The organism is Promicromonospora panici (assembly GCF_900608595.1).
In the GTDB taxonomy this organism is placed as follows: domain Bacteria; phylum Actinomycetota; class Actinomycetes; order Actinomycetales; family Cellulomonadaceae; genus Promicromonospora; species Promicromonospora panici.
In genome coordinates this window covers 33576-46382 of the sequence record NZ_UWYY01000016.1, presented here as the reverse complement: position 1 = coordinate 46382, position 12807 = coordinate 33576, and the positions used below count along the sequence as shown (strand labels likewise).

General features: G+C 73.5%; 9 protein-coding genes. 3 read left to right on the top strand and 6 right to left on the bottom strand.

Annotated elements, in window-relative coordinates:
• Positions 1–19 precede the first annotated feature (19 nt).
• The 4 genes from urtA to EW117_RS18930 form a co-directional block, all read right to left on the bottom strand.
• Positions 20–1291, bottom strand: a complete 1272-nt coding sequence (gene urtA, locus EW117_RS18945; protein WP_129788272.1) for an urea ABC transporter substrate-binding protein — start codon at positions 1289–1291, stop codon at positions 20–22.
• A 169-nt stretch (positions 1292–1460) separates the two neighbouring features.
• Positions 1461–2405 carry an ornithine cyclodeaminase family protein gene (locus EW117_RS18940; RefSeq protein ID WP_129788271.1) on the bottom strand — a complete coding sequence of 315 codons (945 nt, stop codon included), beginning with the start codon at positions 2403–2405 and terminating at the stop codon, positions 1461–1463.
• Complete coding sequence (locus EW117_RS18935) at positions 2402–3424, bottom strand: proline racemase family protein (protein ID WP_242504385.1); 1023 nt, start codon at positions 3422–3424, stop codon at positions 2402–2404. Before EW117_RS18935 ends, EW117_RS18940 begins: the two co-directional genes overlap by 4 nt.
• Before the next feature lie 115 nt (positions 3425–3539).
• Entirely contained in the window at positions 3540–4376 is an 837-nt protein-coding gene (locus tag EW117_RS18930) for an alpha/beta fold hydrolase (RefSeq protein ID WP_129788269.1), read from the bottom strand.
• Positions 4377–4617: 241 nt separating this feature from the next.
• On the opposite strand from EW117_RS18930, the gene EW117_RS18925 reads away from it, so the two are divergent.
• Genes EW117_RS18925 through EW117_RS18915 form a run of 3 tightly spaced genes read left to right on the top strand, consistent with a single transcriptional unit; the run spans position 4618 to position 8725 of the window.
• Complete coding sequence (locus EW117_RS18925) at positions 4618–6684, top strand: serine hydrolase domain-containing protein (RefSeq protein WP_242504384.1); 2067 nt, start codon at positions 4618–4620, stop codon at positions 6682–6684.
• Positions 6685–6686: 2 nt separating this feature from the next.
• Complete coding sequence (locus tag EW117_RS18920; RefSeq protein WP_129788267.1) at positions 6687–8057, top strand: sensor histidine kinase; 1371 nt, start codon at positions 6687–6689, stop codon at positions 8055–8057.
• Positions 8054–8725 (top strand): response regulator, encoded by a 672-nt coding sequence (locus EW117_RS18915; protein ID WP_129788266.1) that lies wholly within the window; start codon positions 8054–8056, stop codon positions 8723–8725. Before EW117_RS18920 ends, EW117_RS18915 begins: the two co-directional genes overlap by 4 nt.
• Before the next feature lie 59 nt (positions 8726–8784).
• On the opposite strand, the gene EW117_RS18910 is transcribed toward EW117_RS18915, so the two are convergent.
• Positions 8785–10272 (bottom strand): flavin-containing monooxygenase, encoded by a 1488-nt coding sequence (locus EW117_RS18910; protein ID WP_242504383.1) that lies wholly within the window; start codon positions 10270–10272, stop codon positions 8785–8787.
• The gene (gene cofG, locus EW117_RS18905) at positions 10269–12686 is read right to left on the bottom strand and encodes a 7,8-didemethyl-8-hydroxy-5-deazariboflavin synthase CofG (RefSeq protein WP_129788265.1); all 2418 of its coding nucleotides are present in this window, start codon (positions 12684–12686) and stop codon (positions 10269–10271) included. Before cofG ends, EW117_RS18910 begins: the two co-directional genes overlap by 4 nt.
• Positions 12687–12807: the final 121 nt, after the last annotated feature.

The following is a 12807-nucleotide window of genomic DNA, read 5'->3' as shown; positions in this document are numbered from 1 at the left end:
GTTTCTTCCCGGGGCCTGGTCAGGACAGCCCGTCGGCCCAGTCGTAGCCCTCGAGGAACGGGTCGGGCTCGATCGGCTCCTGCGAGCTCCACTCGGTGTGGATCAGGCCGTCCGCGCCGATCTTGCCGATGAGGGCGGTCTTGGCGATGTGGTGGTTGTCGCCGTTGACGACGACCTCGCCCTCGGGGGCGTCGAAGGTGACGCCGTCCGCCGCGGCGGTCACGTCGTCGACGTCGAACGACTCGGCCTTCTCGACCATCGCCTTCCAGAGGTACAGCGAGGTGTAGGCGGCCTCCATCGGGTCGGAGGTGGGGCGGTCCTCGCCGTACTCGGCCTTGAAGGCCTCGACGAACGCGCTGTTCGCGGGGCTGTCCACGGTCTGGTAGTAGTTCCAGGCGGTGAGCTGGCCCTCGATGTTCTCGACGCCGATGCCACCGACCTCTTCCTCCGCGATCGACACGGAGACGACGGGCATGTCGTGGGCGGATATCCCGGCGTTGTTGTACTCCTTGAAGAACGCGACGTTGGAGTCGCCGTTGAGGGTGTTGAACACGGCGTCGGCGTCGGCGGACTTGACCTTGTTGACGATCGTCGAGAAGTCGGTGTGGCCCAGCGGCGCGTACTCCTCGCCGACGATCTCGATGTCGTGGGCCTCGGCGTACGCGTTGATGATCTTGTTCGCCGTGCGCGGGAAGACGTAGTCCGAGCCGACCAGGAACAGCGACTTCGTGCCCTGCTCAGCGAGGTAGTCGAGCGCGGGCACGATCTGCTGGTTGGTCGTGGCGCCCGTGTAGAAGATGTTCGGGGAGGACTCCAGACCCTCGTACTGCACCGGGTAGAACAGCAGGGAGTCCTGGGCCTCGAACACCGGCAGCATCGCCTTACGGGACGCCGACGTCCAGCCGCCGAACACCGCCGCGACGCAGTCGCTGGTGATGAGCTTGCCGGCCTTCTCGGCGAACACGGTGGGCTCGGACTGGCCGTCCTCCGAGACGATCTCGAGCTGCTTGCCGAGCACGCCGCCGTCAGCGTTGATCTCCTGGGCGGCGAGCTGGAGGGAGTCGTGGACGGTCTGCTCCGAGATCGCCATCGTGCCCGACAGCGAGTTGAGGAAGCCGATCTTGACGGTGTCGCCTGACGTGTCGACGCAGCTCTCGGCGGAGCTGGACGCGCCGGGGCTGCCGGCGTCGACCCGCGCCCCGCAGGCGCTCAGGGCGATGACGCAGAGAGCGGCGAGCGTGACGGTGCTCAGACGCGTCGCGCCGTGGGGCGACGTGGACCGAAGACGCATGGGGGATGCTCCGTTTCATGGCCGACGGCCCGGGGTGGGCCGACCGTTTAGGTTCAAATGAACCTAAGTGGACGGAGATGTCACTCCCGTTCTTCGGCGGTAACTTTCGTGTTTCCCTCGGGGCCCTCGTGTTTCGGCTGGGTACCGGGCCGTGACCTGCGCTGCCGGGTCAGCGCGCGCCGGTCAGCACTGCCTCGGCCACGACCAGGTCCTCCCAGGACATGCCCGTGCTCTTGAAGACCAGCGGCCGCGCCGGATCGGGGCGGACGGCGCCGGTGACGACGTCGCGCATCGGCACCAGGTCCGCGGCGGTCAATGCGCCGTCCGCGATCGCGAGGACGACGTCGCCGGCCTCGCGCAGGGCGGCGCCGGGGTCCTCGACGACCACAGTTGCGCGTGCGAGCAGGTCCGCGGGCAGCTCCCGGGCGTCGGGCTCGTGCGAGCCGACGGCGATCACGGTCGCTGTGTCCGTGATCAGCCCGGCGTCGAACAGCGGCTCGCGCGCCGAGGTCGCGCAGACGACGACGTCGGCGGCCCGCAGGGCGTCGTCCGAGTCCGGGGCGCCGAGCTGCACGAGGCGCGCGCCGTCGATCGGGGCCGCCCGGCCCGGGTCCCGGACGAGCTGGGCCACCGGGCCGGGCGTGCGGTGGCCCGCCAGGGCGCCGGCGAGCGTGGCGACGTGGCCGTGTGCCTGGGGACCGGAGCCCAACACGGCGACGCGTAGCGGTGCCGTCCCCGTCAGGAGCCGGTCCAGCACGGCCGCGACGGAGACGGCGGGCGTGCGGAGCGTGGTCAGCGCTATGCCGTCCAGCACGGCGACGACGCCCAGCGTCGCGGCGTCGAGCAGGAGATAGGAGCCCTGGATGCGGGGCAGGCCGCGCTCGGGGTTGGCGGGCGCGACCGTGGCCACCTTGATGCCGACGTGGCTCCGGTCGCCGCCGCCGTCCGACGGCATGAGCAGGAACTGGCCGGCCGCCAGCGGGACGGCCTGGCGCGGGAGGTCTACCGAGGGGTCCAGCCCGTCGCGCAGGGCGGCTCGGATCGCGGCGACGGCGTCGGCGGGCGGGCAGGCGGCGGTGACCGCCGCGGCGCCCAGCACGAGGGGCGCGCTCACCGGAGCACGAACCCGGGCACGAGGGGGTCGGCGCCGTCGACCACGAACCGATGTTCCCCCGTGCGGTACGCCATTCCGGTGACCTGGGGTATCACCGCCGGACGATCGTCGACCCGCGTGGTGCCGACGACGGCGCCGGTGAAGGTCGAACCGACTATCGATTCGTGCAGGAGCGTCGTGCCGCCGACGCCGACCCGACCCTCGTCGGCCAGTACGGCCAGCCGGGCGGCCGTGCCCGAGCCGCACGGCGACCGGTCGACCTGACCGTCGGCGAACACCGCCACGTTCCGCTGGTGCACGGTCGAGTCGTCCCCGGAGCCCAGCTCCTCGTGCAGGATCGTGCCGTACACCCCGTTGAGGCGCGGGTCAGTGGGATGAACGGCCAGACCCTCGTCGTCGAGCGTGTGCTTGATCTCGCGGCCGACCGCGATGAGTTCCGCGTAGTTCGCCGGGTCCACGGACAGGCCGAGGCTCGTCGCGTCCACGCTCGCGTAGATCGCGCCCCCGTAGGCCAGGGTCGCCGAGGCCACGCCCCACGAGGTGGGCACAGCCAGGTCGCGGGCGAGCACGTAGCTGGGGACGTTCACGAAGTCGACGCCGACCGTGCGCCCGCCGGCCCGGTGCACCCGTGCGGTGACCCGCCCCGAGGGCACGTCGACGACGACGTCGGCCGCGCCGTCGTCGGGCGCCGGGACCAGGCCGGTGTCGACGGCCCAGGCACCCAGGGCGATCGTGCCGTGCCCGCAGGCGGTCGAGAACCCGTCCTTGTGCCAGAAGAGCACGCCCAGGTGGGCGCCGTCGTCGTCCGGCGGCACGATGAACCCGCCGTACATGTCCGCGTGGCCACGCGGCTCGGAGCACAGGGTCCGCCGCAGCTCCTGGGCGGCCGGGCTCGCCAGGGCGCGGGCCCGGCGGTCGGCGACCGAGTCGCCGGGCAGCGGCACGGGAGACTCGGCCACGATCCGGAACGGCTCCCCGGCGGTGTGGTAATCGGTGGTGGCGACGGTCTGCGTGATCACGCCGTCATCCTGCGGCATCCTGTCGGAATTGACCATGCACCTGCTGCCAGAACCGGCCTCCGCCTGGCAGCAGGTGCATGGTCATTCTTGCCGCCGTCGGCGCCCCCGCTCACGGTCAGGCCAGGAAGCGCAGCAGCGCCTCGGCCACGGCGCGCGGGTTGTCCTCGGCGGCGAAGTGCCCCGCCGCCGGGACGTTCTTCCGGACGGCGCTGGGAATCGCGGCGGCGAGGCGGTCGGCGGTCGTGAGGTCGAGCCACTGGTCCTGGTCGCCCCAGAGCACCAGGGTCGGAGCGGTGATCTCGTCCAAGCGGTCCATCACCTCGCGCGTGTCCTCGAAGCTGACGGCGCTCACCTGGTCGATCCAGCGCTGCTGCCCCGCGTGGCCGGCCCACGGTGCCAGGTAGGCGGCCGCGACCTCCGGCGACATCGGGCGATGGGTGGCCGTGCGGAACCGCGCCGCGATCAGGTCGCCGAAGATGTCGGCGGGCATGGTGCGGTAGACGTCCGCGTGTCGCTGCTGGTGCTCGGTGAAGGGTGTGTTCCAGGGGCCCAGCACCGCGGCGTCCATCAGGGCGAGCCGGCGCACCGGCACCCCCTCGACCAGGTGCGCCCGGGTCACGATCCCGCCGCCGATGTCGTGCCCGACCAGGCTGGGCGTGTCCAGGCCCCAGTACTCGGTGAGCTCGGCCAGCGTGCGGGCCTGGCGGGCGATCGTGGGTTCGGCGTCGGGAGCGAGGCGCGAGTCGCCGAAGCCCAGGAGGTCCCACACGTGGACCGTGTGCTCGCGCGCCAGCAGCGGGACGACCCCGCGCCAGAGGTAGGACCAGGCCGGCGTGCCGTGCACCAGGACGACGGGTGGGCCCTCGCCGAAAACGCCCGCCGCGACCTCGCCGCCGGACACCCGGATGCGCTGATCGGGCCTCCACGTCCGGGCCTCGGTCCGTGTCGTCATGGTCAGCCTCCTCCTAGTAAGGGTCAAAAGCCAGGTTAGCTCCTTATGCCTGCCAACGTAGCAAACGGGCGCGCCCACCTCCACCAAAGGTCGTAGATCGAGTGCATGCTCGCGGGCGATGTGCCGAAACAGGCATCTCGACAGGCTTGGGTCGTCCGGAGGAAAGGCTCCGGACCAGCCCGAACACCTGCCGAGCGCGAGGAGCGCGACGATGTTCCCGTCCCACGACCACACAACCACCATGCGTTCAGACGGCGCCACGCACCGCCCCGGCAGAGCCCACGGTTCGCACGGCCGACGCCGCGGCGCCGCGGCGCTCGCCGCCCTGGGAATCCTGGCGGTCAGCCTGGTCGCCGCCGCGCCGGCGAGCGCCGCGACCGCCGCCACCGCCGTAGAACCGACGCCGCCCCCGCCGATCTCGGCCCCCGCGGGCGAGCACACCCTGGAGCGGGCCGACGTCGACGCCTGGCTCGACGGCCTGCTGCCGAACGCCCTGGAGAGCGCGGGCATCGCGGGCGGCGTCGTCACCGTGGTCGACGACGGCAAGGTGGTCACGACCCGCGGCTACGGCAACGCCGACACGGGCACCGCGGGCGGCGAGCCGGTGCCGGTCGATCCCGAGAGCACGCTGTTCCGCCCGGGTTCCGTGTCCAAGCTGTTCACCGCCACCGCCGTCATGCAGCTCGTGGAGAGCGGCGACGTCGACCTGGACACCGACATCGCGGAGTACCTCGACTTCGACGTCCCGCGAAGGTTCGACCAGCCCATCACGCTCCGGCACCTGCTCACGCACACCGCGGGCTTCGAGGAGCGGCTCGGCGGTCTCATCGGCTCCGGCGACGAGTCGCCGGTCCTCCGTGACGAGCTGGCGGAGGAGCCACCGGAGCAGGTCTACGAGCCGGGCACCGTCCCGGCCTACTCGAACTACGGCAACTCGCTGGTCGGCTACATCGTGGAGCACGTGAGCGGCGTGCCGTTCGAGGAGTACGTGCAGCGCAACATCCTCACGCCCGCCGGCATGACGTCGTCGACCTTCGAGCAGCCGCTGCCCGGCGCGCTACACGACCGGATGTCCCAGGGATACCCGACGTCGGCCGACGCCCCCGGACCGTTCGAGATCGTCGGGACGCCGCCCGCGGGGGCGCTGACCGCCTCCGCGCCGGACATGGCGCGCTTCATGCTGGCCCAGCTCGGCGAGCCCGGCACGGGCTCGATCCTGGAGCCCGGGACGCTCGACCTGATGCACGACCCGGCGCTCGACGAGGGCGCGCTGGGCAACCTGGCGGCAGGGCCCCGGATGACGCTCGGGTTCTTCGACGAGAGCCGCAACGGCCACCGGATCCTCGGCCACGGCGGCGACACCAACTACTTCCACTCCCACCTGCAGATCTACCCCGAGGAGCGCACGGGCATCTTCGTCTCGTTCAACAGCACGGGCAGCAGCGGGCTCGCCACGCTGGAGCTGCGCGACGCGGTGCTGCACGGCTTCACGGACCGCTACTTCCCCGAGGAGTCCGCCACGGCGCCCGGCACCGTCGACGACGCCACGGCCCAGGACCACGCCGCCGTCGCCGAGGGCAGCTACGTCTCCGCGCGCGGCATGCAGAGCACCTTCCTGGCCTCGATGGACGCCTTCAGCACCACGCAGATCACCGCGCGGGAGGACGGCCGGCTGCTGATCACGCCGGGCCCCCTCAGCGACTCGCCTGCCCTGTACGAGGAGATCGAGCCGTGGGTCTGGCGTGAGGTCGGCGGCCAGCGCGTCATCGCGGCGCGCGTCGCCGACGGCGCCGTCGAGGCGATCGGGATCGAGGGCGCCTTCACCATGCTGCCCGCACAGCCGGAACGCGCCCCGGGCGTGGCGCTCCCGGTACTCGGCGTGTCCGCGCTCATCCTGATCGTGACCGCCGTCGCCTGGCCGGTCGGCGCGATCGTGCGCCGCGTGCGGCGCCGCTCGTTTCCCGAGGGCACCGTGCACCTGCGCCCGGAGCGCACGGGGCGGGGCGTCCGGATCCTGACCAAGGTCGCGGCAGTCAGCACCGTGCTCGCCCTGGCGGGCTGGACCATCACCGTCCTGACCGTCATGAGCCTCCAGGACGTCCCGGTCGCCTCGCTGCGACAGCTCCAGGTGGTGCAGGCGATCGGTGTGCTCGGCCTGGTCCCGGCGGCCCTGCAGGTGGTCTCCGCCGTCCGGAACCGGCATGGCTGGGCCCGGGTCCTGGGCAGCGTGCTGGTGCTGCTCGCGCTGGCCGGCGCTGCCTGGTTCGCTTTCGAGTTCCGCCTGCTCGCGCCGTCGGTATCGTACTGACGATGCCCACCACGGACGGCACCACGGTGCTCGACGACGTCGCGGTCCCGCCGCGTGCCAGCCGGCTGGACGCGCTGCTCACCCGGCTCGGCGTGACCGGCGTGCTCGCGCGGGACGGTCTGCTGGCCGCCGTCGTGACGCTGCTGACGGCGGGCATGCTGGTGGTGCTGTTCGAGTACGTGCTGGAGGCGGAGGACCTGACGGTCGGTCCGGCGCAGAGCGTCGTGCTCGGGGTCGCCACGTGCGCCCAGGCGGTGCCGCTGGTGCTGCGCCGGACCCGCACGGTCCTCTGCCTGGTGCTCGTGGTGGCCTGCCAGGTGGTCATCATCGCGGCCTCGCCTCCGGACCTGTCGGTCGGTGGCATACCGCAGGTCATCGCCGGATACACGATCGGCACGCTGCTGCCCGCCCGCCAGGCCCTGGCGGTCACGGGCGCGGCGGTGCCGGTCGGCGTCCTGACGGCGGCGGTGACCGCCCTCGTGTCCGGCAACAACCTGCTGCTGCCGGCCGCCAACCACCTTGCCGCGGGGATCGGTACCTACGTGGTCAGCGCCCTGGTCGGTGGTGCGGTGGCGACCCGCCGCCACTACGTCGAGCTGCTCCGCCTCCGGGCCGCAGAGCTGGTGCGGACTCAGCAGGCGACCACCCAGGCGGCGATCTTCGCCGAGCGGTCGCGGATGGCCCGCGAGCTGCACGACGTCGCCGCCCACCACCTGTCCGGGCTCGTCGTGCAGGCGGCCGCCGTCGAACGGCAGATCGACAGCGATCCGGAGGCCGCGAAGGCAGGCACCGCGTGGATTCGTGGACAGGGCAAGGAGACGCTGGAGAGCCTGCGCCTGATCGTCGGGGTGCTCCGGGAGCGTCCGAGCGCCGGCGGACCCGGCGCAGGCGGACCCGGCGACGACGGGCACGACGCCCCGCCGCCCGGGCTCGGCGCGCTCGACGGGCTCGTGCGGACCGCGCGCGCCCTGGGGGACACCGTGGAGCTCGTCCGCGAGGGCCGGCCGCGCGAGCTGGCTCCCATCGCGGACGCGGCGTTCTACCGCGTGGCGCAGGAGTCGCTGTCGAACGCCCGCCAGCACGCCCCGGGCGCCGCGGTGCGGATGGCCGTGCGATTCGGGGAGCGGGAGGTCTCGCTCGAGGTCGTCAACGGGCCGGCCGCCGGGGCAGCCGCCGCGGGTTCGGCGGGCTCGGCCCGGCAGGGCATGGGACTGGTCGGGATGCGGGAGCGGGCCCACCTGGTGGGGGCGACGCTCACGACCGGTGCCACGCCGTCCGGCGGATGGCGGGTCCGGCTGGCGCTCCCGCTGCACCACGAGCCTGTGAACACTGTGCCGGGCGCTGCGGCGCCCGTCGAAGGAGGACAGGAATGATCAGGGTCGTGCTCGTCGACGACCAGGCGGTGGTCCGGGCGGGATTCCGGTTCCTCCTGGAGCAGGCCGACGACATCGAGGTGGTCGCCGAGGCCTCCAACGGTCCGACGGCGGTCGAGCTCGCCCGCAAGCATCGCCCCGACGTCGTCTGCATGGACGTGCGTATGCCGGGCGGCGACGGACTTGCCGCCACCCGGGAGATCGTCGCGGGCGGGACGGGCCCGGAGGGCGGGACGACGCCCGCCGTGCTGGTCGTGACCACCTTCGACCTCGACGAGTACGTGTTCGGCGCCCTGGAGGCCGGCGCCTCCGGGTTCATCCTCAAGGACTGTGAGCCGGAGGAGCTGATCGACGCCGTCCGCCGGCTCGCCGACGGGCACGGCCTCATCGACCAGACGGTGACGCACCGCGTGATCACCGAGTTCGCTCGGCGCAAGGCTCCGCCCGTACCAACGTCGGACCTCGCGGCGCAGCTCACGGCACGCGAGGCCGAGATCGTGCGGCACCTCGCCCGCGGGCTGTCGAACGCGGAGATCGCGAAGGAGCTGGTCGTGGAGACGAGCACCGTGAAGTCGCACCTCGGGCGCGCGATGGCGAAGGTCGGCACGCGCGACCGGCTGCAGACCGTGGTCTGGGCCTACCAGAACGGGCTCGCCCCGCGCGGCTGACGGCGGGGGACCGTGCACGTGCTGCCAGGATCGGCGCCGGCCTGGCAGCACGTGCATGGTCATCTGCGCTGCGGCCCCACGGCGACGCCGTCCGGCGCGAACGGGACCGGGTCGAAGACGCCGAACCGCTCGCGGTACTCGGCCGCGCGGCCGGGCCACAGGAGCGTGAGCCGCCCCGAGCGTTCGTCCACGTACCAGCTCCGGCACCCGCCGCGCAGCCACACCGTCCCCGTGGCGCGTTCGTCCACCTCACGCGTGTATGCCGCCTCGGCCGCCGCGGACACCTCCAGCGGCCCGCCGGCCGTGTCCAGGTGGTCGAGCGCGCCGAGCACGTAGCCGATCTGCGCCTCGATCACCTCCAGGGCGGAGTGGTGGCCGAGCCCCGCGTTGGGCCCGTCCAGCACGAACAGGTTCGGGAACCCGTGCACCGCCGTGGAGCCGTGGCTGGTCATGCCGCCGGCCCAGTGCTCGGCGAGAGTCCGCCCGCCCCGGCCCGCCACCAGGTGCGCGAACGGCGGGCGCGTCGTCTCGAACCCCGTCGCCAGCACCAGCACGTCCACCTCGTACCGGGCCCCCGACGCCGCGACCAGGGTCGACCCCTCGACCGCGACAGGGGCGCTGGGTTCGAGCGTCACGTGCGGCTGCTGGAGGGCCGGGTACCAGTCGTCGCTGAACAGCGCACGCTTGCAGCCGACGGCGTAGTCGGGCGTGAGCAGCGCGCGCAGCGCCGGGTCCGGCACCTGGGCCCGCAGGTGCGTCTCGGCCCGTTCCCGCAGCGCCGCCTCCGCCGTCGTGCCGGCCATGCGTGCGTCGAAGAGCCGGTCGGCCTCCTCCGAGAGCTCGGCCCGGTCGGGTCGCGGTTCGTCGGGTGCGTACGCCCGGTCGCCCCGCGGCAGCACCCACGGCGGCGTGCGCTGGAGCACGACGACGGACGCCGCCCGGCGAGCCAGCTCCGGCACGAGCTGGACGGCGCTCGCACCGGTGCCGACCACGCCGACCCGCAGCCCGTCCGGCAGGTCGCGGTCCCAGCGGGCGGAGTGGAACACCCGGCCGGGGAACGTGCCGAGCCCCGCGATCTCGGGCACGCGCGGCTCGCTGAGCCGGCCCACCGCCGTCACCAGCACGCGCGCGGTCAGCGGGCCACGGGTCGTCGTCAGGCGCCACGCCGCCTCGTCCTCGCTCCAGCGGGCGCCGGTGAGCTCCGTGCCGAGGCGCAGGTGCGGGGCCAGGCCCTCGGACCGCGCGACGTCCCGGACGTACTCGTGGATCTCGGCGCCCGGCGCGAACACCCGCGACCAGGCCGGCTGGGGCAGGAACGAGTACGAGTACAGGGCGCTCGGGATGTCGCACGCGACACCCGGGTAGACGTTGTCGCGCCAGGTCCCGCCGACGTCGTCGGCGCGTTCCAGGAGTGCGAAGCCGGTGCGTCCGGCACGCCGCAGGCGGGCGCCGAGGCCGACCCCGGCGAGCCCCGCGCCCACCACCGCGACGTCGACGTGCTCGGCCGGTGCCCGACCTGCCCGTACGTCATCAGACGTCGGTATCACCCCACCTGCCCGTACGTGGTCGTGCGCTGCCGGACCGGGCAGCCGAGCTCGGCGGCGAGCCGCGTCACGTCGGCGACCGTCAGCTCGCGCCCCTGCTCGGGTCCGGCGTCCGGGTCGATGACGCCGTCGAGCAGCACGCCGCCCAGGTCGTCGGCGCCGCCGGCGAGCACCCGCTGCGCCCCGCGCATCCCGAGCTTGGTCCACGCGGCCTGCACGTGGTCGATCCGCCCGGCGAGCATCAGCCGGGCCACGGCGTGCAGGGCGCGGCTCTCGCGCAGGGTCGCCATGCGGGCCCCGGGCACCGGCACGGGCGACTCCGACGCCAGCCACGGCATCGGGATGAGCTCGGTGAACCCGCCGGTCCTGTCCTGGACGGCGGCCAGCGTGCGCAGGTGTCGCACCTGGTCGCGGGCCGACTCGACGTGCCCGTACACGATCGTCGCCGTGGACCGTAGGCCCGCGGTGTGGGCGGCGGCGACGAGCTCGACCCAGCGCTCGGCGGAGATGTCGGTCCCGCCCGTGAGCGTGTCCCGGATCCGGTCGTCCAGGATCCGCGCGCCCGTGCCCGGCACCGTGTCGACGCCGGCCTCGCGCAGCGCCGTCAGCCAGTCCGCCAGGGGGAGCCCGGCGCGGGTGGCGCCGTCGGCCAGCTCGGCCGGGCGGAAGGCGTGCAGGTGCAGCCCTGGCCCGCCCTGCTTGATCGCCCGGGCCAGGTCGAGGTAGCCCTCCGGCCCTGCCTCGACGGGTGGCGCGCCCTGCGCGCACACCTCGGTGGCGCCGAGAGCCACGGCCTCGGCGGCCAGCTCCGCGACCCGCTCGGGCGGCAGACCGAGCGACGCGTCGATGTTCCGGTTCACCGCATAGGTCACGGCGTCGCCGACCCGCTCCCGCCGCACCTGGTCCGCGAGCGCCGCGAGCTCCTCGAGGTCGGCGCCGTCCGCCCCGAGCAGCTCCACCCAGCCGGCGTCGTCGACCCGGGCAGGGTCGGCCTCGACGTCGGCGAGCAGCCCGCCCAGCCTGCCCGACGTCGTCCCGCGCCCCGGGTTCACCGGGCCGGCCAGGTGGTCGTACGCCGGGGCGGCCGACGTCAGTTCGTCTTCCGCGGCCGGACCCGAGGCCGGGAACGCGCCCAGGAGGGCGTCGTGGCGGGCCAGGCCGTAGTCGTCAGCCAGGGACAGGACGTGAGTGCGGAGGCGGTCGTCGAGCCAGTCCGCGCCGTCCCGCGACTCGCGCAGGTAGTGCGGGTGCGCGGTGAGGCGTTCGCGCAGCGTGTACCCGCCCTCGGCGGTGAGCCGCGCCAGGTCCTCGATGTGCGGCCAGGGACGCTCGGGGTTGACGTGGTCCGGCGTGAGGGGGCTGACGCCGCCCCAGTCGTCGATGCCCGCGCGGACCAGCAGCTGGAGCTCGGCGGCGTCGGTCAGGTTGGGCGGCGCCTGCACGCGCATCCCCGGGCCGAGCAGCACCCGGGCGACGGCGACGGCGGCCGCGTACTCCTGCGTCTCCAGGTCGGCGGCGCCCATCATGGCCGTGGCGGACTTCGCGCGGAAGTTCTGCACGATCACCTCCTGCACATGGCCGTGCCGGGCGTGCGCGTACCGCAGCGCCAGGATCGAGTCCACGCGCTCGGCGTAGTTCTCGCCGATCCCGAGCAGGACGCCGGTGGTGAACGGGATGCGGGACCGTCCGGCGTCGTCGATCACGCGCAGCCGCAGGGCCGGGTCCTTGTCGGGGGAGCCGAAGTGCGCCTCTCCCTTCTCGGTCCACAGCCGCGAGGACGTCGTCTCGAGCATCATGCCCATGGACGGGCCCACGGGCTTGAGCCGCTGCAGCTCGGCCCACGACATGACGCCGGGGTTGAGGTGCGGCAGCAGGCCGGTCTCGTCGAGGATCAGGCGAGCCATGTGACCCACGTAGTCCAGGGTCGAGGCGTAGCCGTGGTCGTCGAGCCACTGCCGGGCCACGGGCCAGCGGTTCTCCGGCCGGTCGCCGAGGGTGAGCAGGGCCTCCTTGCAACCCAGCTCGGCGCCCTGGCGGGCCACCTCCAGGACCGCTTCGGGTTCCATGTACGGCGAGATGCCGGCCTTGGCCAGCTTGCCCGGCGTCTGGACGAAGATGCAGTAGTGGCACCGGTCCTGGCACAGGTGCGTCAGCGGGACGAACACCTTGCGCGAGTACGTGATGACGCCGGGACGGCCGGCTTCCGCCAGGCCGGCGTCGCGCCGCCTGCCCGCGACGGCGAGGAGCCGGTCGAGGTCGGCGTCGCGGGCGTGCAGCAGTACTTCGGCGTCCGCCCGGTCGGGTGTGCCAGCGCTTTCCTCCAGGCGATCGAGAGCCGCGTCGAGGACCTGATGGTCCGGGGCCTGCGGCTGGTCAGCGCTGTGCGAGGGCGTGCGCAGGGTCAGGGGAACTGTCATGGGCCCACCTCGGGTGCTGGAACCGGATCGGGATGGTCCGGAGGGGACCCGGCGACACTACGTCATCCGACGGCGGGGTTCTCCGTGGGTTCGCGTCCCGGTCCTGTGCGCACGGTGTGGG

Bases quoted from the DNA above. Each gene is read 5' to 3' on its own strand.
- urtA (WP_129788272.1), bottom strand. From the start codon at position 1,291: ATGCGTCTTCGGTCCACGTCGCCCCACGGCGCGACGCGTCTGAGCACC.
- EW117_RS18930 (WP_129788269.1), bottom strand. From the start codon at position 4,376: ATGACGACACGGACCGAGGCCCGGACGTGGAGGCCCGATCAGCGCATC.
- EW117_RS18925 (WP_242504384.1), top strand. From the start codon at position 4,618: ATGCGTTCAGACGGCGCCACGCACCGCCCCGGCAGAGCCCACGGTTCG.
- EW117_RS18920 (WP_129788267.1), top strand. From the start codon at position 6,687: ATGCCCACCACGGACGGCACCACGGTGCTCGACGACGTCGCGGTCCCG.
- EW117_RS18915 (WP_129788266.1), top strand. From the start codon at position 8,054: ATGATCAGGGTCGTGCTCGTCGACGACCAGGCGGTGGTCCGGGCGGGA.
- cofG (WP_129788265.1), bottom strand. From the start codon at position 12,686: ATGACAGTTCCCCTGACCCTGCGCACGCCCTCGCACAGCGCTGACCAG.